This is a genomic window from Bacillus sp. FSL R5-0439 (genome assembly GCF_038008805.1).
Lineage (GTDB): Bacteria > Bacillota > Bacilli > Bacillales > Bacillaceae > Bacillus > Bacillus safensis.
Genome location: NZ_JBBOZW010000001.1, coordinates 2,416,841 through 2,443,563 on the forward strand (window position 1 = coordinate 2,416,841; position 26,723 = coordinate 2,443,563).

30 protein-coding genes and 1 riboswitch are annotated in these 26,723 nt (G+C 42.5%); of the genes, 7 read left to right on the forward strand and 23 right to left on the reverse strand.

The features are described from left to right. Positions 1-2,229 (reverse strand): protein translocase subunit SecDF, encoded by a 2,229-nt coding sequence (secDF, locus tag NST59_RS12430; protein WP_039180313.1) that lies wholly within the window; start codon positions 2,227-2,229, stop codon positions 1-3. Positions 2,230-2,270: 41 nt separating this feature from the next. Beyond that, complete coding sequence (locus NST59_RS12435; protein ID WP_003216788.1) at positions 2,271-2,567, reverse strand: post-transcriptional regulator; 297 nt, start codon at positions 2,565-2,567, stop codon at positions 2,271-2,273. Positions 2,568-2,683: 116 nt separating this feature from the next. On the opposite strand from NST59_RS12435, the gene spoVB reads away from it, so the two are divergent. Continuing rightward, positions 2,684-4,234, forward strand: coding sequence for a stage V sporulation protein B (gene spoVB, locus NST59_RS12440; RefSeq protein ID WP_341040671.1), 1,551 nt, complete (start codon positions 2,684-2,686; stop codon positions 4,232-4,234). A 1-nt stretch (position 4,235) separates the two neighbouring features. Here spoVB and NST59_RS12445 read toward each other — a convergent pair whose 3' ends face one another. Beyond that, positions 4,236-4,898 (reverse strand): DUF421 domain-containing protein, encoded by a 663-nt coding sequence (locus tag NST59_RS12445; RefSeq protein WP_039180318.1) that lies wholly within the window; start codon positions 4,896-4,898, stop codon positions 4,236-4,238. Between the two features lie 151 nt (positions 4,899-5,049). Between NST59_RS12445 and NST59_RS12450 the strand changes: the two genes are divergently transcribed. Next, positions 5,050-5,427, forward strand: a complete 378-nt coding sequence (locus NST59_RS12450; protein ID WP_341040673.1) for a TIGR04086 family membrane protein — start codon at positions 5,050-5,052, stop codon at positions 5,425-5,427. A gap of 49 nt (positions 5,428-5,476) precedes the next feature. On the opposite strand, the gene yajC is transcribed toward NST59_RS12450, so the two are convergent. From yajC to NST59_RS12485, 7 genes are all read right to left on the reverse strand, one after another. Continuing rightward, entirely contained in the window at positions 5,477-5,743 is a 267-nt protein-coding gene (gene yajC, locus NST59_RS12455) for a preprotein translocase subunit YajC (protein ID WP_008360993.1), read from the reverse strand. A gap of 47 nt (positions 5,744-5,790) precedes the next feature. Continuing rightward, positions 5,791-6,936 (reverse strand): tRNA guanosine(34) transglycosylase Tgt, encoded by a 1,146-nt coding sequence (tgt, locus tag NST59_RS12460; protein WP_034321314.1) that lies wholly within the window; start codon positions 6,934-6,936, stop codon positions 5,791-5,793. Between the two features lie 31 nt (positions 6,937-6,967). After that, positions 6,968-7,996 carry a tRNA preQ1(34) S-adenosylmethionine ribosyltransferase-isomerase QueA gene (gene queA / locus NST59_RS12465; protein ID WP_064497874.1) on the reverse strand — a complete coding sequence of 343 codons (1,029 nt, stop codon included), beginning with the start codon at positions 7,994-7,996 and terminating at the stop codon, positions 6,968-6,970. 34 nt (positions 7,997-8,030) lie between these two features. Continuing rightward, a complete protein-coding gene (locus tag NST59_RS12470; protein ID WP_012010741.1) occupies positions 8,031-8,231 on the reverse strand; it encodes a DUF2905 domain-containing protein in 201 nt (66 codons plus the stop codon). Further along, entirely contained in the window at positions 8,224-9,228 is a 1,005-nt protein-coding gene (gene ruvB, locus NST59_RS12475; protein WP_024423143.1) for a Holliday junction branch migration DNA helicase RuvB, read from the reverse strand. The genes NST59_RS12470 and ruvB overlap by 8 nt, the downstream gene beginning before the upstream one ends. An 11-nt stretch (positions 9,229-9,239) precedes the next feature. Then, positions 9,240-9,845 carry a Holliday junction branch migration protein RuvA gene (ruvA, locus tag NST59_RS12480; protein ID WP_024423144.1) on the reverse strand — a complete coding sequence of 202 codons (606 nt, stop codon included), beginning with the start codon at positions 9,843-9,845 and terminating at the stop codon, positions 9,240-9,242. A 148-nt stretch (positions 9,846-9,993) separates the two neighbouring features. Beyond that, positions 9,994-10,494 (reverse strand): intercompartmental signaling factor BofC, encoded by a 501-nt coding sequence (locus NST59_RS12485; RefSeq protein ID WP_180272430.1) that lies wholly within the window; start codon positions 10,492-10,494, stop codon positions 9,994-9,996. Between the two features lie 238 nt (positions 10,495-10,732). Here NST59_RS12485 and NST59_RS12490 point away from each other — a divergent pair, with 238 nt between their 5' ends. Continuing rightward, positions 10,733-11,377: a serine/threonine protein kinase gene (locus tag NST59_RS12490; protein ID WP_059375678.1), complete on the forward strand. Its 645-nt coding sequence runs from the start codon at positions 10,733-10,735 to the stop codon at positions 11,375-11,377. A gap of 34 nt (positions 11,378-11,411) precedes the next feature. On the opposite strand, the gene NST59_RS12495 is transcribed toward NST59_RS12490, so the two are convergent. Further along, a complete protein-coding gene (locus tag NST59_RS12495; RefSeq protein WP_008342761.1) occupies positions 11,412-11,594 on the reverse strand; it encodes a hypothetical protein in 183 nt (60 codons plus the stop codon). 191 nt (positions 11,595-11,785) lie between these two features. Between NST59_RS12495 and NST59_RS12500 the strand changes: the two genes are divergently transcribed. Then, positions 11,786-11,932: a hypothetical protein gene (locus tag NST59_RS12500; RefSeq protein WP_180272418.1), complete on the forward strand. Its 147-nt coding sequence runs from the start codon at positions 11,786-11,788 to the stop codon at positions 11,930-11,932. A 35-nt stretch (positions 11,933-11,967) separates the two neighbouring features. Here NST59_RS12500 and thiC read toward each other — a convergent pair whose 3' ends face one another. Continuing rightward, the gene (thiC, locus tag NST59_RS12505; RefSeq protein WP_099663493.1) at positions 11,968-13,728 is read right to left on the reverse strand and encodes a phosphomethylpyrimidine synthase ThiC; all 1,761 of its coding nucleotides are present in this window, start codon (positions 13,726-13,728) and stop codon (positions 11,968-11,970) included. Positions 13,729-13,854: 126 nt separating this feature from the next. Beyond that, a riboswitch (TPP riboswitch) is annotated at positions 13,855-13,963 on the reverse strand. 235 nt (positions 13,964-14,198) lie between these two features. Between thiC and NST59_RS12510 the strand changes: the two genes are divergently transcribed. Next, complete coding sequence (locus tag NST59_RS12510) at positions 14,199-14,831, forward strand: LysE family transporter (RefSeq protein WP_073979793.1); 633 nt, start codon at positions 14,199-14,201, stop codon at positions 14,829-14,831. A gap of 45 nt (positions 14,832-14,876) precedes the next feature. Here the strand turns inward: NST59_RS12510 and NST59_RS12515 are convergent, their stop codons facing one another. The 5 genes from NST59_RS12515 to nadB all read right to left on the reverse strand — a co-directional run bounded on the left by NST59_RS12515 (position 14,877) and on the right by nadB (position 20,725). Beyond that, positions 14,877-15,494 carry a YhcN/YlaJ family sporulation lipoprotein gene (locus NST59_RS12515; protein WP_059375683.1) on the reverse strand — a complete coding sequence of 206 codons (618 nt, stop codon included), beginning with the start codon at positions 15,492-15,494 and terminating at the stop codon, positions 14,877-14,879. A 334-nt stretch (positions 15,495-15,828) separates the two neighbouring features. Beyond that, entirely contained in the window at positions 15,829-17,079 is a 1,251-nt protein-coding gene (gene safA / locus NST59_RS12520; protein ID WP_059375685.1) for a SafA/ExsA family spore coat assembly protein, read from the reverse strand. Between the two features lie 130 nt (positions 17,080-17,209). Then, on the reverse strand, positions 17,210-18,319 hold the full coding sequence (gene nadA, locus NST59_RS12525) for a quinolinate synthase NadA (RefSeq protein WP_144490374.1): 1,110 nt from the start codon (positions 18,317-18,319) through the stop codon (positions 17,210-17,212). Next, the gene (nadC, locus tag NST59_RS12530) at positions 18,306-19,169 is read right to left on the reverse strand and encodes a carboxylating nicotinate-nucleotide diphosphorylase (RefSeq protein WP_247544488.1); all 864 of its coding nucleotides are present in this window, start codon (positions 19,167-19,169) and stop codon (positions 18,306-18,308) included. The genes nadA and nadC overlap by 14 nt, the downstream gene beginning before the upstream one ends. Further along, positions 19,151-20,725 (reverse strand): L-aspartate oxidase, encoded by a 1,575-nt coding sequence (gene nadB / locus NST59_RS12535; protein WP_341040676.1) that lies wholly within the window; start codon positions 20,723-20,725, stop codon positions 19,151-19,153. The genes nadC and nadB overlap by 19 nt, the downstream gene beginning before the upstream one ends. Positions 20,726-20,819: 94 nt before the next feature. Between nadB and NST59_RS12540 the strand changes: the two genes are divergently transcribed. Continuing rightward, complete coding sequence (locus tag NST59_RS12540) at positions 20,820-21,962, forward strand: IscS subfamily cysteine desulfurase (RefSeq protein ID WP_445285725.1); 1,143 nt, start codon at positions 20,820-20,822, stop codon at positions 21,960-21,962. 3 nt (positions 21,963-21,965) lie between these two features. Continuing rightward, entirely contained in the window at positions 21,966-22,508 is a 543-nt protein-coding gene (locus tag NST59_RS12545; RefSeq protein WP_039180361.1) for a transcription repressor NadR, read from the forward strand. 24 nt (positions 22,509-22,532) lie between these two features. Here the strand turns inward: NST59_RS12545 and pheA are convergent, their stop codons facing one another. The 6 genes from pheA to NST59_RS12575 form a co-directional block, all read right to left on the reverse strand. Then, entirely contained in the window at positions 22,533-23,411 is an 879-nt protein-coding gene (pheA, locus tag NST59_RS12550; protein ID WP_024423155.1) for a prephenate dehydratase, read from the reverse strand. An 18-nt stretch (positions 23,412-23,429) separates the two neighbouring features. Further along, positions 23,430-23,873 (reverse strand): ACT domain-containing protein, encoded by a 444-nt coding sequence (locus tag NST59_RS12555; RefSeq protein ID WP_008342790.1) that lies wholly within the window; start codon positions 23,871-23,873, stop codon positions 23,430-23,432. A 55-nt stretch (positions 23,874-23,928) separates the two neighbouring features. Beyond that, on the reverse strand, positions 23,929-25,215 hold the full coding sequence (gene obgE, locus NST59_RS12560) for a GTPase ObgE (RefSeq protein ID WP_039180364.1): 1,287 nt from the start codon (positions 25,213-25,215) through the stop codon (positions 23,929-23,931). A 21-nt stretch (positions 25,216-25,236) separates the two neighbouring features. Then, the gene (locus NST59_RS12565; RefSeq protein WP_024423157.1) at positions 25,237-25,830 is read right to left on the reverse strand and encodes a sporulation initiation phosphotransferase B; all 594 of its coding nucleotides are present in this window, start codon (positions 25,828-25,830) and stop codon (positions 25,237-25,239) included. 256 nt (positions 25,831-26,086) lie between these two features. Continuing rightward, positions 26,087-26,371 carry a 50S ribosomal protein L27 gene (gene rpmA / locus NST59_RS12570; RefSeq protein ID WP_003216586.1) on the reverse strand — a complete coding sequence of 95 codons (285 nt, stop codon included), beginning with the start codon at positions 26,369-26,371 and terminating at the stop codon, positions 26,087-26,089. Between the two features lie 12 nt (positions 26,372-26,383). Beyond that, positions 26,384-26,722, reverse strand: a complete 339-nt coding sequence (locus NST59_RS12575) for a ribosomal-processing cysteine protease Prp (RefSeq protein WP_099663499.1) — start codon at positions 26,720-26,722, stop codon at positions 26,384-26,386. Position 26,723: the final 1 nt, after the last annotated feature.

The following is a 26,723-nucleotide window of genomic DNA, read 5'->3' on the forward strand; positions in this document are numbered from 1 at the left end:
TTAAATATCTTGATCTGTATCTATCTTAGCTGGTTTTTTCAGCTCGCGGCCTTTCCACATCAGCCAAATTTGTGCCGCGATATAAAGGGATGAATACACCCCTGTTAATAAGCCGACAAGTAAGGCGATGGAGAAGTTTGTAATCGACGCCGATCCGAAGATAAGCAGTGCGACAACAACGACAAGTACAGTCAGCACCGTATTGACAGATCGCGTAAAGGTTTGCTGTAAGCTTAAGTTCACAATGTACGATAGATCTTCAATGGTTTTCGGTTTGCGTTTCTTCATTTGCTCACGAACCCTGTCGAAGGTAACGATCGTATCGTTGATCGAGTACCCGATGACCGTGAGGATCGCGGCAATGAAGGTGACATCCACCTCTAGGCGCGTAATACTAAAGAAGGCCACGATAAAGAACGCATCATATAGCAGTGAAATAATTGCCGCAATCGCCATCTTATACTCAAATCGGACAGATACATATAAAATGATCCCGATGGAGGCAATGATGACGGCATATAGCGCATTACGTGCAAGTTCTTTTCCTACAGTCGGAGACACTGTACTTACGTTTGGCTCCGTTCCGTATTTATCTTTGAAGTAATCTTTCACTTCAGCAATCTTTTCTTTGTTCGGCACACCGACAAATCTCGCTGCTGCCTGATTCTCTTTTTGACCCGATAACACGACACTGTCTGTCTCAAGGTCAAGCTTTTTAAAGTCTTGCTCGACTTGTTCAGTTGACAGCTTGTGATCACTTTGAATATCAATTCTAGTTCCACTTGTAAAGTCAATTCCCGCATTCAGCTTGAAGATGGAAAGAACGATGATTCCCGCAATGGTGATAGTAGCTGAGAAAATCATAAATCCTTTACGTTTGCTGACGAAATCCCACTTATCAAATGGTGTTTTTGGCTCGGTGGTTTCTGTTGTCTCATGGATGTTCATAATGTCTTTTTGACGAACACCAAACCAGCCTTTTCTCCGGTCAAGATAGCGGCTTTCAACAAGAAGACCGAGAAGGAATCTTGATAGGAAAACAGCTGTGATAAAGCTTGTTAAAATCGAGAGGATGAGCATTGTTGCAAATCCTTTTACAGAGCTTGTCCCGAAGAAGAACAGCACTCCGCCGGCAATAATACTTGTTAAGTTAGCATCAAAGATCGTCGCAAATGATCTGCGGTTCCCTGATCTGAAAGCAGAACGGACTGATTTGCCGAGCTTCAGCTCTTCCTTGATCCGCTCATAAGTAATAATGTTGGCATCGACAGCCATCCCTACCCCTAAAATGAGTGCGGCAATTCCAGGCAGTGTCATAACCGCGCCCATCCAGTCAAACACTTGCAGCGTAATGTAGATATAAGCTGAAAGTGTGATGACAGCTATAAGACCAGGTAATCGGTAATAAAACAGCATGAATAAGAAGATAAATGCGATTCCTACTATTCCTGCGAACACTGTTTCGTTCAGTGCTTGTTCACCAAACTGTGCACTCACAGATGTGGAATATTTTTCTGTTAATTTCACTGGCAATGCCCCGGCATTTAAAATACTCGCAAGGTCTTTTGCCTCTTGGACAGTAAACTTTCCTTCTATTTGTACGTCACTGCTGTTAATCTCTTGATTCACATTTGGTGCAGATACATACTTGTGGTTTGATTTTGAGACTTCTTTTTTGAAGGAATCTCCTTTGTGGTAATCAAGCCAAATGACAAGCTGATTATTTGGTGCCATCGCTGCTACTTTTCTTGTGACGTCACCAAATTTTTTCGCATCCTTTAGTTTAACCGTCACAATTGGCTCATTCGTTTGACTGAATGTTTGTTTTGCACTGTTTTCGACTAGGTCAGCCCCGTTTAGGAGTTCTTTATCATTCGTATCTCTGAAGGATAGCTGTGCTTCAGTGGAAAGAATCTCCCTTGCTCTGTTTTGATCTTTTACACCCGCAAGCTGCACGCGGATACGGTTGTTGCCTTCAATCGAAATGTTCGGCTCACTTACACCAAGCACGTTTGCTCTTCGGTTAAGAGCCTCCACTGTACTAACGAGAACACTATTTGTGATCTTGTCCTCTTTTTTCACTGGATGTACATCATACAGGACTTCAAATCCACCCTGTAAATCCAGCCCTAGCGTCATATCTTTCGCAACAGGCTTTGTTAGTAAGCCCACGCCAGTTCCGATTAACAGAACCACTAAGAAAAACGCAAGAATGCGCCCTTTTTTCATTATGTATTTCCTCCTTAAACACCTGAATCCATTAAGATGGCTTATTTTAACAGTTCATCAAGCATATTCTTGCCATCTTCACTGTCCAAAAAAGCAGACGTTTTAAACGACTGAACGGTTGCATAGTTCATAAATTCGCCTATTTTCACAGATAAGATATCTGCAACCATTTCATGAATCGGATACTCTTGTTTTTTCTTCCACTTCTTATTCTCTAAGTATGACCATAATTCCTCTAAATCTACATCTTTATAGCCCAAAACGATGAATTCTTCAAGCTTACTGAACAGAAAAGGCTTTAAATGGTCTTTGTAAATAGCAGCTGGATGTTGTGTCATTGCGTAGCTCCCCCTTTTCAGTTTTTTATCGAGAGACTTGTCATGCTTGGACGATATACACGCATATCTTATTGTATATGATTCTATGTCGTTTGAGAAGGCAGGTGATCTGTGATTTGACGAAGCAAACGTTTTTAAAGGGGACCATTATTTTAATTTTAGCAGGTTTTATCACGAGAATATTGGGTTTTGTCAATCGAATTGTCATTGCGAGGTTCATTGGCGAAGAAGGGGTCGGGCTTTATATGATGGCTGCACCTACCTTTTTTCTCGCCGTGACGCTCACGCAATTCGGACTGCCTGTCGCCATTAGTAAGCTTGTCGCAGAAGCAGAAGCCCGGGGTGACAAACAGAAAACAAAACGTATTCTGGTCATGTCTCTTGCGATAACAGGAACACTCAGCCTGATTTTCACGCCGCTCTTCTTATGGTTTGCGCCCATCATGGCAGAAAATATGCTGACAGACCCTAGAACGGTCTATCCACTGCTTGCCATTACACCCGTCGTACCAGTCATCGCCATTTCCAGTGTGTTAAGAGGCTATTTCCAAGGCAGACAGCAAATGAGTCCGCTAGCGATGTCTCAAGTTCTGGAACAGGTCGCAAGAATTTCATTAGTCGCGGTATGTACAACGGCTTTCCTTCCTTACGGGATTGAATTTGCGGCAGCAGGTGCGATGGTGTCATCTGTGATTGGAGAGATGATTTCACTTGCTTACTTACTGATCGCCTTTCGCTATAAAAAGACCATTCGTATTCGAAAACAATTTTTTAAGGCGATTCATGACGGGAAGGACACATTTAAGCAGCTGATGAGCGTTGCCCTGCCAACAACAGGCAGCCGTTTTATCGGGAATATTTCGTGGTTTTTAGAGCCGATTGTTGTCGCGCAAAGTCTTGCCATTGCTGGATATGCGGCTGTTGAGGCGACAAGGCAGTATGGGGAGTTGACTGGACTTGCTCTGACCCTTTTGACACTGCCTAGTTTTATTACGTATTCACTCTCCACTGCATTAGTTCCGGCGATCAGTGAAGGCATGGAGCAGAATAAACGTAAAACGGTCGAATACCGGCTGAAGCAGGCGATGCGCCTTTGTTTACTCAGCGGAGGCATTTCATGTATTATTCTTTTCGTTTATGCAGAAGATTTAACGCTCTTTATGTATGGTTCGTCGCATGCAGCCATTTATGTGAAATTCATGGCGCCGTTTTTCCTTCTATATTATTTTCAGGGGCCCCTTCAAGCCGTGCTTCAAGCACTCAATTTAGCTGGTGCGGCGATGACCAACAGCCTGATAGGTGCAATTGTGAAAACAGGGATGATTTTTGTTCTTGCTTCACAGCCTGGCTTTGGCATTATGGGCGCAGCACTTGCGATCTTAATCGGCATCATCCTTGTCACACTGCTCCATGCGGCAACTGTTGGAAAGGTGCTGCCTATTCATTTACCATTAAAGGAATATGGACTATGCGTCCTTGTGATTATCGGTACGGGGGCTGTCAGCCTTTGGCTGAAATCTCAAGTAAACGGACTCTTTTCTGCTCCTATTGAACTTGTAACACTCATCATTGTTACGTGCATGCTGTATGTCATTCTATTAATCTGCCTAGGACTAGTGAAACGAGAAGAGCTGCGCCGCATCCCGTTCATTGGGAAGCTGTTTTAGCTCATCTCTTTTTGATCACTTCATCTTTCAAATCAATATAAAATGTTTTTTGATTAAAGCTGCAGTAAGAGATTTGCTCGATATCATGGTAACCTCTTTTAGCAAGCTCATCTTTCAGCCACTGTTCATTTTGATTGATTTGCTTAAGGTGATCATGCTGCACTACACCGTCCGCAACAAGTGGAAGCTCAAGCGCTGCATGTTTGAGCTTGTTTTCTTTTTCGACGACGGCGAGCTTTCCAGACGGCTCTAAAATAGCGTAAGAGACATCCTGAATACTGTCGATGTTATTTTCTCTTAATTGAATAAGCAGGTCATCAAAATTGTATCGCTGTTTTCTCATCGCACCCTCGTCTATTTTGCCATTGATGATGAGCAAGACCGGTTTGCCGTCAAGAAAGCGCCGGACGCCTTGGAATTTCAATGAGAGATAGGCAAGTGTGATTTGAATGAAGGTTAACAGCAGGATTGGCCATACCGTATGTAACATGTGATCCTCTACTTCTTCTATGGCGAGAACCGCAATTTCTGCAATCATCATAAAAATGACTAGATCTAAAATACTCAGCTCGCCAATTTCCCTTTTGCCCATTAAGCGAAAAATAAACCAAATAAGAAAATATAAAATGATGGTTCTCATGGAAATGATCAAGATGTCCTGCATGTGATGTAAACCCTCCTTCTCCAACATAGCTTGTGTCAAAACACTTTATTTATGTAGAAAAGAAACGTCTGAAACATGTCTATTTTTTCTCCACTGTGAATACATTTTAGTAAAAGACAAGCTTCGGTCAATTGGAGAGGAGACAAATCACATGCAAGAAACAAAACATATTGGAAAAGGCATTTTATCCGGATTAATTGCCATTTTTGTCGTGATGGTTGTCACAAGTTTACTTGTGTCGCTCATGCTTACATTCACAAGTATGCAGGAATCATCATTTAAATGGATGATTATGATTTTGTCCTTTATTGCCCTGTTATTAGGAGGCATCATTTCTGGCGGGAAAGCAAAGGAGCGCGGCTGGCTAATTGGTGCGATCACATCTATCATTTTTTCTCTCACTGTATTTTTATTTCAATATTTGGGGTTTGGAAAAACGTTTTCACCAGAGCAGTTCATCTATCATGGGGCATTTTTAGGCATTTGTATGCTGGGGGGAATGATTGGCGTCAATCTTCGAGGCAAATAAAAAAAGAGCGGTTCATATCGCTCTTTTTTTATTGCTATGTATCGGAGGATTAGCCTTTGTCAGCTAATTCTCTAATAGCACGGCGATCGAAAGTTAAACGGTTGTTTTCGCTTGTTTTGATGACCACTTTTGATTCATCAATTGAGTCGATTTCACCGTGTAAACCACCGATTGTGACGATTTTATCGCCTTTTGATAAAGATTGCTGCATCTGACGCACAGCTTTCTGTTGCTTTTGCTGTGGACGGATTAACAAGAAGTAAAGCACAGCAAACATGACAACAATCATAATGATTGAACCCATACCACCATCCATTCTATTTCACCCCTTTCTAAAGCATTGTAAAGCCTTTCGTTTATGCGTTAAAAGTTTTTCGCATTCGGTTTGTTAAAGCCATAACGCTCAAAAAACTCTTCTTTAAAATCACCTAAACGATCCTCACGGATAGCTTCTCTCACTTGCTCCATTAATTTTAACAGAAAATGAAGATTATGATAAGTTGTTAATCGAATTCCGAACGTTTCATTTGTTCGGATGAGATGTCTAATATAGGCGCGTGTATAGTTTTTACATGTATAGCAGTCACAGTTCTCATCGATTGGTCTAAAGTCACGCTCATATTTTGCATTTTTCACAACAAGACGGCCTTCACTAGTCATTAAGGTACCGTTTCTTGCAATTCGCGTAGGCAGTACGCAGTCAAACATATCTACACCGCGAATGGCGCCGTCAATTAAGGAATCTGGCGAGCCGACACCCATTAAGTACCTCGGCTTGTCTGCTGGTAAAAATGGTGTAGTGAACTCAAGTACACGATTCATCACATCTTTTGGTTCCCCTACAGATAAGCCTCCGATGGCGTAGCCTGGGAAATCAAGTGAAACAAGGTCTTTTGCACTTTGTTTTCGAAGCTCTTCGTATTCTCCGCCTTGGACAATTCCAAACAGCCCTTGATCCTCTGGACGCTGGTGCGCTGTTAGACAGCGCTCTGCCCATCTGCTTGTCCGCTCCACAGAACGTTTCATGTAATCGTACTCTGCAGGATATGGCGGGCATTCATCAAATGCCATCATAATATCAGAACCAAGCGCATTTTGGATCTCCATGGCTTTTTCAGGAGATAGGAACAGCTTGTCTCCGTTTAAATGATTACGGAAGTGAACGCCTTCTTCTTCAATTTTTCTAAATTCACTCAATGAGAAAACTTGGAATCCGCCTGAATCAGTTAGAATGGCTCGATCCCAGTTCATAAATTTGTGCAGACCGCCTGCTTCTTTTACGATATCGTGGCCTGGACGGAGCCATAAGTGGTACGTATTGCTTAAGATGATGCCTGCATCCATTGCCTTTAATTCTTCAGGCGCCATTGTTTTGACTGTAGCCAGTGTACCTACTGGCATAAATACAGGTGTTTCAAAGGAGCCGTGCGGTGTATGAACGCGGCCAAGACGTGCACCTGTTTGTTTGCATGATTTAATGAACTCATAACGTATCGGTAATTGCGACAAAAATGAGCCCTCCTGTCTTTGTTGTATGATGTTATTGAATCAGCATGGCATCGCCAAAGCTGAAGAATCGGTATTCCTCTTTCACAGCCTCATTGTACGCTTTTAGTACGTGCTCTCGTCCAGCTAATGCGCTGACAAGCATAATTAACGAGGATTTTGGCAGATGGAAATTTGTGATCATGCCATCAATTGCCTTGAATGTGTAGCCAGGGTAAATAAAGATCGACGTCCAGCCGCTTGAGGCTTTGAACTCACCATCGTGTGCGCTTGCAATGGTTTCAAGCGTTCTTGTTGACGTTGTGCCGACTGAAATAATCCGTCCGCCTTCTTTGCGAACGCGATTGAGCTCATCAGCTGTTTCTTCATTCATTTCATAAAACTCTGCATGCATTTCGTGTTCTTCAATACGTTCTGCACTTACCGGACGAAACGTGCCAAGCCCCACGTGCAGCGTAATAAAAGCAATGTGAACACCTTTCGCTTTCAGCGCATCCAGCAGCTCGGTTGTAAAATGGAGACCGGCCGTTGGGGCAGCAGCGGAACCAACCTCTTTTGAATAAACGGTTTGATAGCGTTCACGGTCGTCAAGCTGCTCTTTAATATATGGAGGCAGCGGCATTTCACCAAGGGATTCAAGCACTTCATAAAAAATGCCTGTATATTGAAACTCGACTTTTCTTCCACCATGTTCCATTTCCTCTGTACATACCGCTTTGAGTCGTCCATCACCAAAAGTGATAACCGTCCCTTTTTTCACCCGTTTCGCTGGTTTTACAAGTGTTTCCCAGTTGTCTCCTTCTTCTTGCTTCAAGAGAAGCAGCTCAACTTTGGCACCTGTATCCTCTTTCATCCCAAACAATCGTGCAGGCAAAACGCGAGTATTGTTTAGAACGAGACAATCACCTTTTTGAAAATAATCGATGATTTGTGAGAATGTATCGTGTGTAATCGCACCCGTCTGTTTGTTTAAGACCATCAGTCTTGATGCATCTCTTTTTTCAAGCGGCACTTGTGCAATCAATCTTTCTGGTAAATCAAAATCAAATAGTTCTAGCTTCATTTCCTTCACCTATTCTGTAGTTAACTAGTTAACGTTATTTCATCCGTCCAAAGATATTCAGTAATATGGTTAGTACGATGCTAATGACAATGCATGTAATGACAGGAAAAAAGAACGTTACATTTCCTTTTTTCACAAAAATATCACCTGGAAGCTTACCAACCAATTGAAACACTAATCCTGCGGCAAAAAGGACACCACCTAAAATCATTAATATTTTAGGGAATTCAGTCACGAATCGGAACCTCCATTTGAAAATGTTCATACGCTTCTCTTGTGACGACCCGCCCTCTTGGTGTTCTTTGCAGGAAACCAATTTGCAGCAAGTACGGTTCGTACACATCTTCAATCGTATGTGATTCTTCTCCAATTGTCGCTGAGATTGTATCAAGACCAACCGGACCGCCTCTAAATTTTTCGATCATACTTAAAAGGAGCTTATGGTCTATATGATCGAGGCCAAGCCTGTCGACTTGAAGACGCTCAAGGGCATCTTCCGCAATGTCCTGCGTAATAGCATGATTCCCAAGCACTTGCGCAAAATCTCTTACTCTTCTGAGCAAACGATTGGCAACCCTCGGTGTTCCCCGGGAACGTCTCGCAATCTCTTCGGCAGAGCGAATATCGATCCCAATCTCAAACAGCTCGGCTGTTCTTGCCACAATGTGAGCCAAATCTCTTTGCTCATAGTATTCCAATCTTGCATGTACCCCAAACCTATCTCGAAGCGGCGCTGTTAACAGCCCGACACGGGTCGTTGCACCTACAAGCGTAAATGGCGGTAAATCAAGCCGTACAGAGCGTGCTGTATCTCCTTTTCCAATGACAATATCTAAACAAAAATCCTCCATTGCTGGGTACAGCACTTCCTCAATTGAGCGCTGCAAGCGGTGAATTTCATCAATAAACAATACATCACCTGGCTCAAGAGACGTTAAGATGGCCGCCAAATCTCCAGGACGCTCAATGGCTGGTCCTGACGTTGTACGCAGCTGAACATTCATTTCATTGGCAATAATCGACGCAAGCGTTGTTTTCCCAAGTCCAGGAGGTCCATATAAAAGGACGTGATCAAGCGTTTCCTGCCGCATGCGGGCAGCTTCAATAAATACGCTGAGATTATCCTTTACTTTTTGCTGACCGATATATTGGCTAAGTGTCTGTGGCCGCAGACTTTGCTCAATGGCTGATTCATGGTTGTCTGCTTCAGTTGAGACGAGCCGTTCATCCATGAGACATCACCCTATTTCAACATTTTTTGTAAAGCTTTTTTCACATATTGATCGGTTGTGAGATTCTTTTCTTCTTTTAATAATGGAAGAACCTTTTTAATTTCACGATCACCGTATCCAAGGACACTCAAGGCTTCAAGCGCTTCATCTAATGCAGTTTGCTGCGTTTCAACCTGAATGTGGTCCTCGTGATTAAATAAGTTGCCAATCATTTCTGGTACCACATCTGCAAGTTTTCCTTTTAGATCCAAAATGATTTGACGTGCTGTTTTTTTGCCCACACCTGGGAATTTAATCAGGAACGCTTCATCTTCACGTTCTATCGCTGAAATGACAGCGCCAGGATCACCGGAAGCAAGAATAGCGAGAGCGCCCTTTGGCCCTATTCCTGTGACATTTAACAGTTTTGTAAACAGCGCTTTTTCTTCTCGTGTTTGAAAACCGTATAACGAAAATGCGTCTTCCTTTATGTAATGATACGTATAAATCGTTTCTTGTTTATTTACTCGATAGATAAACGGGTTTGGGGTATAGACTTGATATCCCACTCCGCCGTTTTCAATGACAACATATTGCGGGCACACATAATCAATGGTCCCTTTTACAAACTCTATCACCGTTTTCACCTCTTTGACTGTTCTTCATTGTAACATAAATCGAGGAGAAAACCGCAATAAAAGTTAACATACGTTCGCTCAGTACATTTTTATCATGAAACCACGAAAAACAGCTTGCGGTCTTCACACCAGCAAGCTGTTACACGCTTTAAAACGATATTTCATTTCGGTAAGGCTTCATGACTTCAAGCACATGCTCAAATTCATCCTTTGTTCGAAAAGGAATGCCTTGCTCAAGCTGTTTTTCCACATGACTTTCTAAACGGGACGTATCAATTTGAAAAAAGAGATGAATAGGCTCCGCCCAGCCGTCAGGCCTTCCATGAAACGTAGAAATCACACCGTCCTCTGATAATCCGATATATCCATTTGCTTTACTTAATGGAGAGATATCATCAATTTGCTTTCTAAAAAGGGCAAAATCCTCTTTTTGTTCTACCAGCGTCCAGCCTTTATACTGCGCCCAGAATGTGTCTTTGTCTTCTAATGATGCCCGGTGTCTTTCAATACTCACATCGCCGTCTAAATAGACTTTTTCAAGCTGGACGGTGATAGAGTTTGACTGCTTTTGCAAGTGTTCTTTCCCTTCCATATCTACAGCGAAAAAAAGCACACTTGTCATGATAAGTCCTGTAACGAAACATTTCATCTTCACTTTCACTATTTACACCTCTTTAGAACATGAGATCGATGCATGACATATGTAGTTTGACCCATTTTTCTAAACATTAACCAAATCGATGATTCAAATGTATGGTAAGAGTCTTTCGTTGTATCCTTCATTCGTAAATGTTATGTTTTATACAATCCATTGCTTTATCGAGTGACACGTTTTTTCATCATTCGTTTTTCAGCCGCATAAACTGAAACCAAAGAAGGTGAAGTCAATGTCAGATGTCAAAAGATTAGCCGAATCGATTCAGTATCATGAAGAGAAACGTTTTCATAAGCTTGCCTATAAACCAGCAGAGCTTGAACTGTGCGGCAAAGGAAGAAGTGCCTATGTCTTTTTATACAAAAAAGACGGCAAGAAAATGGCACTAAAAGTCTTTTTCCCTTCTTATCAGCATATTGCCCGCAAAGAGGCTGCCATTTACGAAAAACTTTCTGGTTCGTCTTACTACCCTGAGATTTATGAGTCTGGGGATCAGTATATTTTAATGGAATATATTAAAGGCTACACATTCTATGAATGCCTTACAAAAGGAATTCCTATTAAAAAACAGATGATTAATCAAGTCGATGATGCGCTGGAGGAAGCGCGCGAGAAAGGATTGAATCCTTCTGATATCCATCTGCGCAATCTGATCTTAACAAAAGAAGGACGGATCAGAGTCATTGACGTTGCCAGATTCACGCAAACGAAAGCATGTCATCAATGGGATGATTTAAAAGCCGCTTATGCTTATTACCAAAAACCTTTTTTCCCTAAAAAAGCACCGCGTCTGTGGCTTGAAGTGATTGCTTATTTGTATAAAAAGAACTGGCTGTCCCGCGGGCAGCTTAATAATCGGAATGATTTTTCTGCATAACGAAAGCCGCTCTCTTTTGAGCGGCTTTTTGCTGTTATTCTGTTTCTACATGGATACTATTGACGTTTAATAGGTTAATGATTTCATTATTCAGCTTAAACCAATGATTGGCTTCTTCAATTTTTTTATACACATCATAGGTAGCTGGACGTTTGAGCTCGAAATCAAGCACTTCCCCATTGTTCATATGAAATGTTACCTTAAATACTTTCATCATAAGATCACCTTCCACTCTTCTTGTTCGCTGGTCAAATAGATCAGCTCTTTTCATTCATTCTCTATTCAACTCGTTTCCCCTCCTTCTTTCCATTCAAACCCAAGAAGTTTAAATTTTGTTTAAATTCACACAACATATCTATCTCTCATATCTGCAAAGAAGTATATTAGTGAAAAAGGAGGCTGCCCTTGATGAAGCAGAAAGAGAAACGAACATCTCCAGAAAGAAAAACAGTCTTTTTTCATTTAACAGATGCTCTCATTCCGAGTGTGGACATGATGGCATATGCAGCAAAGGCATTTTTTCACCTTTTAAGAAAAGCCTTTTCAGCGGTTTGATAAAACCCCGCACAGCATCGTGCGAGGTTATTTTTTTATGGCTGATAAATTTGACTTCCTTGACTGACAAACTCCTTCGCCTTCTTTTCCATTTCTCTTTTTACTTCTTCAGATTGATTGCGGATATCATGAGAAATTTTCATACTGCAAAACTTCGGTCCGCACATCGAGCAAAAGTGAGCGGTTTTAGCGCCTTCGGCAGGCAATGTTTCATCATGGAACGCCAAGGCTCTTTCTGGATCAAGTGACAGGTTGAATTGGTCCCGCCACCTAAATTCAAACCTCGCTTTCGATAAAGCATCATCGCGCTTTTGAGCCGCAGGATGTCCTTTTGCTAGATCAGCAGCATGTGCAGCAATTTTATAGGCGATCACGCCTTCTCTCACATCTTCTTTGTTCGGCAGACCTAAATGCTCTTTTGGCGTTACATAGCACAGCATTGCTGTTCCGTACCAGCCGATCATGGCCGCACCGATCGCGGATGTAATGTGATCATAACCAGGTGCGATATCTGTTGTAAGAGGCCCTAACGTATAAAATGGTGCTTCCTTGCAAATGTCCATTTGCTTGTCCACATTCTCTTTGATTTTATCCATTGGGACATGTCCGGGCCCTTCAATCATTACCTGCACATCATGTTTCCAAGCAATCTCTGTTAACTCACCTAACGTTTCCAGCTCTGCAAACTGCGCCTCATCATTGGCATCAGCAATCGAGCCTGGTCTAAGTCCATCTCCAAGTGAAAAGGCGATATCATATTTTTTCATAATTTCACAAATGTCTTCGAAGTGAGTGTAGAGGAAATTCTCTTGATGATGAGCAAGACACCATCTTGCCATAATTGCACCGCCTCTTGAAACAATTCCGGTCACCCGATCGACAGTGAGCGGAATATATCTTAACAGCACGCCAGCATGAATCGTGAAATAGTCTACACCTTGCTCCGCTTGTTCAATTAATGTGTCCCTGTACACATCCCACGTCAAATCTTCTGCGACTCCATTCACTTTTTCAAGGGCCTGATAGATGGGAACGGTTCCTACTGGGACTGGGCAATTCCGAATGATCCATTCTCTCGTTGTATGAATATCCTTTCCAGTAGACAGATCCATCATTGTATCTGCCCCCCATCTGATCGCCCATGTCATTTTTTCAACCTCTTCATCAATGGATGACGTGACAGCTGAATTGCCAATATTCGCATTGATTTTGACATGAAAATTTCTTCCGATAATCATTGGTTCACTTTCTGGATGGTTAATATTCGAAGGAATGACGGCTCTTCCGCTCGCCACTTCCTCTCTAACGAACTCAGGGCTTAGCTCTTCTCTAATTGCGATAAACTCCATTTCAGGCGTAATGATGCCTTTTTTGGCATAATGCATTTGCGTCACGCGCGCTCCTTGTTTCGCGCGGAGCGGCTTATGATGAAAATCAGTTTGGACAGAATGGATGGACTCCTTCTCCCTTGAACGATATCCGTTATCCTCCGGTTTTACATGACGCCCTTCATAGCTTTCTGTATCTCCTCTTTCTTCAATCCATGCTGCCCTAAGACGCTTTAACCCCTTTGTGACATCAATATGAACGTTCTCATCGGTGTACGGTCCACTTGTATCGTATACACGGACTGGTTCATTTTTTATGTCGCCCGCCTCTGTCACAGTATGTGAGAGCGTGATCTCTCTTTTTGGCACTAAGATATCGGGTCTTGATCCTTTCTCATATACCTTATGGCTGCCGTCAAAGCTGGATAACAATGATTGGTTGGATGGGACACTTTTCTTTTCTTTCATTTGCTGTTCTCTCCTTTTCTTCTTGTCACCGGACAGGATGGAATCAGCACCAGCAAAAAACCAGGCTCTATTTAAAGAACCTGGTTTCGTCGTCAGAAATAAACATGCATATCATTGATATGATACATGCATCATCTTCAACTTCCCCACGCTGGTACGAGCCAGATCAGGTCCAAAGGGTTAAGAAGCTTATACTTCTCTCTCAGCCCATTTACGGGCACCCCTAGTCACTTTTATTGAATTCCACATCAGTTTAGCATAGAGACATCATGAAGAAAAGAAGATTCAGGAAAATAGTTCCTTTCCCCTACAAGCGTTATGGATCATGTTGATATACAGTCTTCTATACATCATCTATCTCTCTCATTTCAATTAAATCTGAAATAATCATTGATCCTTTTCTCCTATTATGTATAATTAATCTAAACGGAGAATTTTTATACAATTTATTTAAAGGAAGTTCTAGTCGATTGCAAACATTTCTCACATTTATCGTCGTAGGATTCTCAATTGCTCTGCCTGTTGGAGCAATCACGGTTGAAATGACAAAACAGGGACTGAAAAACGGATTTTTTCATGGTTTAACTGTCGGAGCAGGCGGTATGACCATAGACTTATTACTCATCTTGGCTTTATATGCTGGATTTGCTCAGTTTTTATCTTTGCCGTTTGTTCAAATCCCGCTCTGGCTGATCGGAGCTGTATTTTTAATGATTCTCGCATACGATTCCATTAAAAATGCGGATCAAGATATTCATTTAGCAGGAGAAAAGGTCAATAAATCATTCGTGAAAACATATCGAAACGGTTTGCTCGTGGCGGTATCTCCTGGAAATCTTGTGTTCTGGGTTTCTGTTTTTGGTGCTGTACTTGCAGATGCTTATACAAAAACAGATTCATCTGAATTTATGCTGGCTGCCGGCGGTATTTTGGCAGGGATTCTCCTTCATGACATTGGTCTACTCACCCTTGTATCCTTAACAAGAAAAGTGATGAATCGGACGATGATCAAGTGGACATCCATTATTGCTGGTATTTTATTATTAGGGTTTGGCTGTTATTTCTTTTACGAATTTTATATAGGCATCAAGGTTTATTTTTAAGAAAAGGCTAAAGTTCGTGATGAACTTTAGCCTTTTTGTGTCAAACTATCGGGTCATGCCTGTTTGTCCTGTTTCAAATTGCGTTCTTCTCATATCTCTAAAGCGTGTGAATGCACCTTCATCTTTCATGACTTGGACTGCTCTTCCATCTGCATAACGAGTCGCTGCTTCTTCTACTTGTGATACGCCTTCTGACGTCAGGCGGCCATCTGATTTAATGGCAATATACACATTCTCATCCGTCACCATGACTTGAGAGTCTGCCACGTGATTCATTTTATTGACGCGGTTGGCAATTTTTCTTGAACGCTGGATGTTCTCTTGTTTATCGTAGCCTGAGAACGACATTTGGTTATGATAGTTCATATCTCCATGACTGTAGCGTCCATCTCCACCTGCAAGAGGCATTCGATCATCGGCTTGAGGACGGGTGCGATAATCAACATTCGTTGTATTCCCACCGTTCATCCCTTCCATGAGTTCAGAAACTGGTCCTTGATGATCTTGGTTATTGTCATCTGCACGGTTATTCGAATGATATCCGACCGGCTGACCTGATTGATTATGCCTTGTATCTACACCTGCATTGTCATTTGTACCACATGCTGTTAACCCAATAGGAAGAAGCACTAATGCGATTGTTTTTTGCCATTTTTGTCTCAAACGAAAAACCCCCTGTACAAATTCAATCTCATGAGCGCGAAACAGGCTCTGTTTTAGCATGTACAGTTAGGAAGAAAATCAAGCTGTCAGTTATAAACAAAAAAAGGAACGATTGAGATCGTTCCTTCTGGTATGGTGACAAAAGGCTAAAATGTTCTTGATTTTAGCCTTTTGTCTTCTTTTCAGCGTAATAGAAAACCTTTGCATTCTAGGAAGGACGAGCACAGGAGCGGAGCGAATTTGACATTCGTGAGCACCGGAGCGCAGACCTGACACCGAATGCGAGGGTTTGTCTACACGCTGAAAGGAACGATTGAGATCGTTCCTTCTGTCATTAATCCTCTTCTTCCTCCTCCGGCCTTGCAAATACGGATTGGCCTGGATATGGCTGCATATAAGGCTGAGCAGGATAAGCACCCATTTGGCCATAAGGAACAGGATTCGGATAATGTCCTGGCCAAGGCTGATGATGCTTCATGCCATCATCACATCCGCAGTCTTCCTTGCCATATGCTGCATTTGAGACGTTTGGATAAAAGCCTTGATTTACGTTGGCATTTGCATTGGCGTTTGAATGCATATGGTGATGCCAGTGATGTCCGTCGTTTGCATGGTGCTCATGATTTTCCCCGTAGTAAGCAGGCGCTTGATACGCAGGATAATATGGATGAGCCGGGTATGGATATGGCATCATATGATGGTGATAATATGGATGGATAGGATAACATAGTCCTGATCCCGGTAAAATTGGCGATGCCGGCACCATTTGCTGCGGATATGGATACATCCCCGGCATGTAATGACCATGACCATAACCAAAATAAGGATCATATGGTTCATGATGATGGTGCTGGTGATGATGCTCGTTATTTTCAGCCACTCCTCCTACCGCTGCCCCTCCCACATTTGGCATTTGCGGGAAGTTAGGAAGGTTTGGGTAATTGCCATGCTCCATGTCTTTTCCCTCCTCTTTTTGATGCGGAATATGAATAAACGGGTCATATCCCTTTGCCACTTCATCTTTTAGATGACCTTTATTTTCATGGTGAAAATGGTCTTTGTTATCTTTATGGTCCTTATTTTCATGATGGGAATGACCCTTGTTATCTTTATGGTCTTTATTCTCATGATGAAAATGATCCTTGTGATCTTTTTTCTCGTGAACGTGATCTTTTTTCTCATAATGATCTTTTTTGGGAGGAGGCGTGAATGGCTGGTAGAGATTGGTCTGATAATAGTTCACATCGACTTGCGGAAAAACTGGCTGCTCGATCTTTGGCACTGGCGGTACATAAGGTACCGGTTCATTTGGCTTTTCTTTCGGTTTTGTATCTTGCACTTGCACGACATCTTTTGGCTTTTCTTTCACATACGGATGTTCTTTCGTTTTTGGCATTTCTTTTGCTTTGTGATGATCTGTTTTCACAGGAACACCACTAGATGGAATTTTAATCTTCATACCCGGCATGATCAAATCAGGATTACTGAGCTGAGAATTTAGTTTTTTCAATTCTTGAAAGTCGACTCCGTATTTCTTTGAAATTTTCCAAAGGGAGTCTCCTTTTTGCACAATATGAATTTTCAACGTTTTCCCCTCCTATGCAAAACGTGAACGTAACGGTTATGTCAGAAGTACAATATGTTTCAACATAAATTTATGCCTATTTACAAGCCGATATGATAAAAACTTGTTTTCTGATAGGAGGGGCAGATCATTATTTAATGGCGAGCATTTTCTCGAGTGCAAGTAAAGCGTCTTTCGTGATGTCTTCATTGACCTGTATCAACCCGACCGGCTGACCCTTTTCAATGCTTTCAAGTGACCATAGCAAATGAGGCAGATCAATCCGGTTCATCGTCAAGCATGGACACATATCTGGGTTAAGGGATTCAATTTGTTTATCTGGGTGCTGCGCTATGATCCGTTTGACTAAATTCATCTCTGTTCCAATCGCCCACTTGCTGCCTGCTGGCGCCTGTTTGATCGTATCAATAATAAATTTCGTTGAACCTGCTAGGTCAGAAGCCCTTACGACCTCATGCGTGCATTCAGGATGGACAAGAATTTGAATGTCACAGTCTTTTTTTCTCATTTCTTCTATATTCCGAACGGTAAATTTCTCATGTACGGAGCAATGGCCCTTCCATAAAATCATCTTGATCCGGGAAAGCGGCTGATCGGTGATGAGCTTTTCTTCTATCTGATCCCAGACAGCCATTTCTTCTAGCGGAATACCTAAATCAAAAGCCGTATTACGCCCTAGGTGCTGATCGGGGAGAAACAGAATCCGCTCTTTTTGCGTCATCGCCCACTCGAGTACTTTTTTAGCATTTGATGAAGTAACAGTCGCCCCGCCATGCTTGCCGACAAATGCTTTAATATCTGCTGTTGAATTGACATACGTAAGCGGAAGTATTGTATCTCCAAACAGATCAGTGAGCTGCTCCCATGCTCTGTCTGTTTGTTTCATGTTTGCCATATCTGCCATGGAACAGCCTGCTCTCATATCTGGCAATACGACGCTTTGATTCTTGTTTGACAGCATATCTGCCGTTTCTGCCATAAAGTGAACACCGCAGAACACAATGTATTCAGCCTCGTGATTGTCGGCCGCTATTTGTGCCAGCTGCAATGAATCTCCTGTTGCATCTGCAAATTCGATGACCTCATCCTTTTGATAATGATGACCCGGTATAAAAAGCTTTGATCCAAAAGCCCGCTTGATTTCTAACACTCGCTGCTTCATTTCATCATCAGAGCGGTGTTTATATTCATCTGGCATCATGGCTGCATGTTGATTGGCTAATACATTAAGCATGGACATGAGTTGTTCCCCCTTTATGACTGAATTCCATATTCATACTAAAATCAAATGCTGGAGCAGAATGTGTGAGAAAACCAAGTGAAATCAAGTCGACTCCTGTCCCCCTGTAGCTTGGCAATGTCTCTAGCGTAATGCCCCCTGAAGCCTCTGTCAGAATGGACTCTGGCGTCATTTGTTTAAAACGTTTAACCTCGTCCGGAGAGCAGTTATCAAACATGATGACATCCGCTTTTGCATCAATGGCTTCCATTAGCTGCGTTTCTGATTCAATTTCCACTTCAATTTTCACCATATGACCGGCATATGCTCTTGCTTTTTCTACCGCTTCACGAATAGAGCCGCATGCGGCAATATGATTATCTTTAATCATCACCCCATCTGATAAGCCAAAGCGATGATTCTTTCCACCGCCTGTCTTCACTGCGTATTTCTCTAACATACGCAAGCCGGGTGTCGTTTTTCTCGTATCACAAATCGTAATAGACGGGTCACCTAATCGCTGCACCGCCTCATGCGTTAAGGTGGCGATACCTGTCATTCGCTGCAATAGATTTAAAATGACCCGTTCTCCTTTTAATAAGTCGTTGACTGGGCCCTTTATTTTCGCCAGTACAGCGCCTGAATGAATCCAATCACCTTCTTGAAAAAACAGCTCAGTTTGAATCTGTTCATTCAACAGGCGGTAACCTATTTCAATCAGTTGTGATCCTGCCAATACACCAGATTGTTTCGCAATGATAAGAGCTGTTCCTTTCTTGTCTCCAAAGATGGCATCAGCTGATACATCTCCAAAGCCAATATCCTCTGTAAAAAAATGAGTGAGCATTTGTTTTAACTGTAAACGTTCCATTTGGCACCGACCCTTTCATTTTTCATGATATGAATATGACCTTTTTCATGAACAATCTGCCTGCCCTGCCACAACGCATCGCTTCGCTCTGGATAATCCATTCGATAATGGCCGCCTCTGCTTTCTGTACGGAGTAATGCAGATTTAGCAAGGCAAACCGCTAATGCCCATTGATTGCTTAATTCGATCTGTTCATTTGTGATATCCTTCACATTAATTTGCTGAAAAGTGACATCCTGTAACGTATGAAGCAAAGTCTGCAAGCCCTTTTCATCTCTCACAATGGCTGCAAATGTAGTCATCCATTGTCTCAGCTGATCCTTTGAAATCATTGGAACCATCCATATTTCTTGAATAGAAAAAGGGGGACTTGTTTCTTTCTGTTTAGGCAGCTGTTCAATTCTTTGTGCTGCTTTGCTGCCTAACACGAGACCTTCCAGAAGAGAATTACTCGCCAATCGATTCGCACCGTGTAAGCCAGTACAGGCCGCTTCTCCAATGGCAAATAGCGCTGGAACAGTCGTTTCTCCATATTCATTGACGCTGATACCGCCCATTAAAAAGTGCATACCCGGGGAAATTGGCAGCCTGCCGCTCGCCATATCGACACCTGCACGCTGGCACATCGCATCTATTGCTGGGAAACGAGCTGAAAAATGCGGAATATCATGGATGTTAAGATACAATTGATGGCCTAATTGCTGCTCATGAAAAATAGCTCTAGCGACCACATCTCTAGGTGCTAAATCAGCTTGTGGATGAATACCTTTCATGATCCGCCTGCCTGTTTCATCTTCTAAATAAGCTCCCTCTCCCCGTACTGCCTCTGAAATGAGACCAACTGCTTTTCCATCGATTGTCAAAAGAGTTGGATGGAATTGAACAAATTCGAGATCCACTAATTGCGCACCTGCTCGATAGGCCATCATCAGTCCGTCTCCTGTGACAGAAGGATCATTTGTGTTTGTCTCATATAGGGAGCCGCAGCCGCCTGTTGATAAAACAACGGCATCTGCGGTCATTGTTTGTACGTGTCCTGTCTCGTCTTTCCATACAACACCCTTGCATGTCCCTTCATGAACCAATAGTTCAATGACATGATGATACTCGTATAAATGAATATGTGAGCCGAGCTGACTTTTCAGATACTGTACAAGGGTTTTCCCTGTTTGATCTCCTCCTGCATGCAAGATGCGATGAGTGGTGTGTGCCCCCTCTTTGCCTAATTGCGGCTCTCCCGCTTCATCTTGATCAAATGGACAGCCATCTGCTACGAGCTGCTCCACAAGATGTTTTCCAAGTCTCACGATTTCTTGTACGGTTCTTTCATCATTGTGGTCACAGCCAGCATCTAGTGTATCTTGCACATGCTGCTCAGCTGAATCATGTGCTGAAAAGGCAGCAGCAATTCCACCTTGTGCCAGCATGGAATTACTAGATGAAAATTGTTTTTTTGTCATCATGACGACCTGGCAGTTTTTCGAGATATTTCTTGCAAAGGAAAGCGCTGCAATGCCTGATCCCACCACAATAACTTTTTTGATTGATGACACCATTGCCCCTCCTGTCATTTACACCTGTCTTGACACATATCATTACACAACACTAAAATAAATACAAGAAAAAATTTTCACACGGGAGATGGATAGGTTGGTTTATTTAGATTACGCAGCTTCTACACCTGTTTCAGAAGAAGCACTGCATGTTTTTGAGCAGCTGAGTAAAAATTTCTACGGAAATGCAAGCAGTCTTCATGATGCTGGGGGAAAAGCAAATGACATATTGACTTACAGCAGACAATCACTCGCTGCCATGATCGAGGGTGAACCAGATGGGATCTACTTTACAAGCGGTGGAACTGAATCCAATCTCCTTGCGATTCAATCGATCATCAATGGACTACCAGCACATAAACAGCATGTCATCACAACTTCAGTCGAGCACCCTTCTGTTCATCATGCAGTTAGCAGCTTAGAGCGTTTTGGCGTAAAAGTCACCATCATTGAACCGAATCAGGATGGAATCATAACAGAGGACATTATCAAAAAAGCATTATTGCCTGAAACAGGACTCGTATCTATTCAGCATGCTAATTCAGAAACAGGGATTATCCAGCCGCTTGCTGATTTAGCACCTCTTTTAAAAGAAAGGAACATTCTTTTTCATACAGATGCTGTGCAAACATTTGGAAAGGTACGTGTGTCCATCAAAGAACTTGGAGTCGATGCCGTGTCCATCTCAAGTCATAAAGTGTATGCTCCTAAAGGCGCTGGTGCCGTTTATATGGGCACTCAAGTTCCTTGGAAACCTTTATATACAGGAGCAGTTCAGGAAAATGGCTTACGTCCAGGGACAGCGAATGTACCGTGTATCGGTGCTTTTGCTGCTGCAAGTGAACAAGCAATGCTTAGGCTGGATGAACAGCAAAAATTAGATGAACAGCTGCGTGATTATTTTCTTCAACAGTTAAAAATCAGACAGTTGCCAGTTCGTACTCTTCAGGACAATGACAATCGCCGCACGCTGCCTCATATTATTGGTTGTTTTTTTGAAGGGTTTGAAGGACAATATGTAATGTTAGCATGTAACCGGCATGGGATTTGTCTATCAACTGGAAGCGCATGTGCTTCTGGTTATCACCATCCTTCCCCTGCTGTGAAGGCATTGCGTGTATCAGATCGTGATGCCCTTCAATTTATTCGACTATCATTTGGATGGCAGTCATCAAAAGATGACATCGATCAGCTTTTGCATACATTTGAGCATTTGCAAAAGGAGAAGAAGGGAGCTTAGGACGTGGAGCAAGAGAGGAAACTCATTGGCGAAGAAAGAAGAACCGCCATTTTAGAGTGGCTGAAAGAAACAGACACACCGCTTACTGGAAGCTTTTTAGCTAAAAAAGCGGCTGTCTCTCGACAAGTCATTGTACAAGATATTTCATTATTAAAAGCAAAAAATGAACCCATTATTGCCACAAGCCAAGGCTATGTGTATATGGCAGCGCAGCATGCGCCAGAAAGAGAAATTGAACAAATCATCGCCTGTAAGCATGATCCTGCTCGCACAGAAGAGGAACTGACCTTGATTGTAGACTTTGGAGTGACGGTGAAAGATGTGATCATTGAGCATCCTGTTTATGGTGAACTAACGGCCTCCATTCGCGTCAGCACACGGAAACAAGTCGCTGATTTTGTCCATCATATTTCTAACACCGGCGCGTCCTACTTGTCAGAACTAACAGACGGCGTGCATTTGCATACTCTCTCTTCTTACAGCCAAAAGCAGCTTGACCAAGCCATTCAAGCGCTGGATGATGCTGGGTTTTTAATAAAAGACTAAAAAAATAGTGTCCTGGTTGGGACACTATTTTTCATTCGTTAATTCATATGTTTGATAGCTGCCAAGCAGCTTGACCTCACAGCCAATCGCTTCTAATTCTTGAATCGCACCTGGGACTAGGACATCATCCATTTCTTTTTCGATATCAATAATAAATAAATAATGTCCAAGGCCTGTTTTTGTCGGACGAGATTCAATTTTTGACAAGTTAAGATTCCGCCAAGAAAAAGCAGACAGCACGCGGTGCAATGCACCTGATTGGTCATCCTTAGGCAGACTGACCACAATTGTCGTTTTTGGCTTTGATGAGAAACCAGAATTCATTGGGAACGATGCGTTAGGATCTTTATGTAAAATCACAAAGCGTGTATGGTTGTGCGGATAATCATGAATGTCTTTTTTCGCAATCGTCAAACCATACGTTTTTGCGGCAATTTCATTGGCAATAGCCCCGACAGCTTCATCTGGATGCTCACTGATGTATTTTGCTGCATAGCCTGTTGATTCCACTGGCCGGTGAGGAATATGAGGGTACTGTTTTTTCAGAAATTGATGACACTGGGCAATCGCGTGAGGATGTGATTGAATGACATCTAACGTCTCCCAGCTCTCCGCTCTTGATGGGTGGACAAGCAAATGCTGCCGTATCGGTGCTGTCATCTCCCCCACAATGGACAACGCTTCTTCATGAATTAAATAATCAATCGTTAAGTTCACAGATCCTTCGAGTGCATTTTCAAGTGGAACGACCGCCAAATCGACTTCGCCCTTTGACACAGCATCCATACATTGCGGAATCGTTGCATAGGCACGCTGCACTGCATCTTTTGGAAAACAAGAGCATACGGCCAAATGAGTAAATGTTGCCTCTGGTCCAAAATAACCTACAGTTAATTGCTTCATCTGCTATGATCTCTCCTTTTACGCCCCAGAACCTAGAATTTCAACTTTTTCGACAAATTCAAGCTTTCTTAATTGATTCATGACGGTGTTAATATCATCTGCCATACCTGCCGTACTAATCGATAGGGTGACATTCGCTCTTCCTTGCAGCGGAATCGTTTGGTGAATGGATAACACATTACAGCCAGAGTCAGCCACAATTTGAAGCAGCCTTGACAGAGCCCCAGACCGGTCTTCAAGGTGGAAAAACAATGTGATGATCTGCTCTTTTACCATTGTATAAAATGGAAAAACAGCATCTCGGTATTTATAAAAAGCACTGCGGCTTAAATCCGCTTTTTGAACAGCATCGGCAACTGAATCCGCTTTTTTGCGATCGAGAAGCTTTTTGACTTCAAGCGTTTTTCGCATCGCATCTGGAAGTACATCCTCTCTTACTAAATAGAACGTTTCTTCTTTCACCTGTTTTCTCCCCTTTTAAAAACGGGAGAGCCCATGGTCTGGACCCTCCTGTTGATCAATCAATAAATTCGAATTCAAATTCAAGCAGACGAATGATGTCGCCATCTTTTGCACCGCGCTCACGCAAGGCATCATCGACACCCATACCGCGCAGCTGTCTAGAGAATCGTTTAACGGATTCATCTCTTGAGAAGTCTGTCATCTTAAAGAGACGCTCAAGTGCTTTACCCGTTAAGACAAATGTGCCATCAGGATCTCTAGAGATCTCAAATGGTGCATCGCCCTCATCAAATCTGTACATCACGCGGTTATCCGACAGCTCCTCTTCATTATAGAGCGGGAATTCCGGTGTTGTTTCAAGCTGATTGGCGATTTCAAATAAGAGCTCACGAAGCCCTTCTCTTGTGATCGCACTAATCGGGAACACTTTATAGTCATCCGTTAATTTTTCTTTAAATGCCGCTAGATTGTCAGCTGCATCTGGCATGTCCATTTTGTTCGCAACAATGATTTGCGGACGCTCAGTCAATCTCATATTGTACTGCTCAAGCTCTTCATTAATCGTCACGTAGTCTTCGTATGGGTCACGCCCTTCAAGTCCAGACATATCAATGACATGGACAATGACACGTGTACGCTCAATATGACGTAAAAATTGATGACCTAAGCCAACGCCTTCGTGCGCTCCTTCGATCAGTCCTGGCAGATCCGCCATAACAAAGCTTCGGTTATCGTCTGTTTCAACAACCCCGAGGTTCGGTACAAGCGTTGTAAAATGATAATCCGCAATTTTTGGTTTCGCAGAAGAAACAATCGAGAGCAGCGTTGACTTCCCGACACTTGGGAAACCAACAAGTCCGACATCTGCAAGTACTTTTAATTCTAAGATGACGTCACGTTCTTTACCTGGCTCACCGTTTTCAGACAGCTGTGGTGCAGGGTTTGCTGGTGTTGCGAAGCGTGAATTTCCACGTCCGCCACGTCCGCCTTTGGCAATCACAGCCCGCTGCCCATGCTCTGTCAAGTCAGCTAGTACTTGTTCCGTCTCTGCATCTGTCACAACCGTACCCGGCGGAACTTTGACAATCATTTCTTCCGCATTTCGGCCATGCTGGTTTTTACTCATTCCATGCTCGCCGCGGTCAGCCTTGAAATGGCGCTTATAACGAAAGTCCATTAACGTTCTAAGTCCTTCGTCTACTTCAAATACAACATCTGCACCATTTCCGCCGTCGCCGCCTGCTGGGCCGCCCTTTGGTACATATTTTTCACGACGGAACGCCACCATACCGTTTCCGCCGTCACCGCCTTTAACATACACTTTAACCTGATCTACAAACATAACTTCCTCCGTTTCTCTGCATCACATATCTCGTTCTTGCCTCAAACAAAGCTCAATCATGGACTCATGAGGCGTCACATGAAATTGCGTTATACTCATACATGGATAGTTTGCGTCATGAAACGCATTTAACGCATCCAAACTTGTTAATTTTCCTTTGAAATCAAAATATAAGATCACATCATTTTCTTCATGATCTGTTTGGAACGTGACCGTTAAATGATTTTCAGTTTTTTGGCAAACTGATTGATCGAATATCGAAAACAACTCCTGTGATACCGTTAGCAGCTGCGATTCATATGCTGATAAGTCTCGGGTTTCACCAAGCACTTCATATTCTAAGGTGATAAAATGCGACTCCCAATTAAATGTTAGAAAGTAATAGGCCAATTGGGGAATTTTTAAATTTGAGAGTTTGGATTCATGCTGTGCTTCAATGACCATTTCTTCTATAATTTCAAACACGCGGTCATATTTTTCTAATGTCAAGTTGCCTTTGATCAGCTGTAATTTATTCATCCAGTCGTGTCTTGAACGACTGAGCAGATAGATCAATTCATTTGTTAATGCAACGTGAGTTAATTTTTCATTTTCTTTACTTGGTATCTCTTCCATTATCGCACTCCCAATCGTTTGGTCTCTCTTTTAGGAGTCTTATCATCAATATGTCTCCCTGAATTATAACAGAGAAGACAGCATAGAAAAACACTAGTTATGTGAGGAAAGGTTGTTTTTTCTGATCGTATAGGAGAAAATGAGGCAAAGTCAGCAAACGTTCTTTGATATTTATGGAGTGCATCTTCTTTTATCATCTTCGGTACTGCTTGTAAAAGTGAAAAAAACTCCAGTCAATGACCGGAGTTTTTAGCAATTATTGTGCCGCAGGATATACGCTCACTTTTTTACGGTCACGACCGAAACGTTCGAATTTAACCGTTCCGTCGATTTTAGCGAAAAGAGTGTCGTCGCCTCCGCGTCCAACGTTTTCACCTGGATAGATTTTCGTTCCACGTTGACGATAAAGGATAGAACCACCAGTTACGAATTGACCATCAGCACGTTTAGCGCCTAAACGTTTAGACTCAGAGTCACGTCCGTTCTTTGTAGAACCTACCCCTTTTTTAGATGCGAAAAATTGAAGATCTAATCTAAGCATGAAGTTCACCTCCTATTTTTTTGTTGATATTCTCACATAATCGTGATAATCTCGTTCGATTGTCTCTAAGGAAACGACCATGCCTTCTAAAAGCAGCTGGGCTTTTTCAAAGGATACTGGATCTGTATCAGCCGGCAGTTCAAAAGAGAAGTAGCCGCCTTCTTCACCAATATCAAGCAGTGGGTCCAATCCTGTCAGTGCAATAACTGAATTGACTGAGCCGAAAACAACAGCAGATACACCTGCACAAACGAGATCCTGACCTTTTTCAGCAAACTCGGCATGTCCTGTCATCTGAAAAGACGTAATGCTTTCATCTGCTGATGACCGAGTAATGGTTGCTTTGATCATA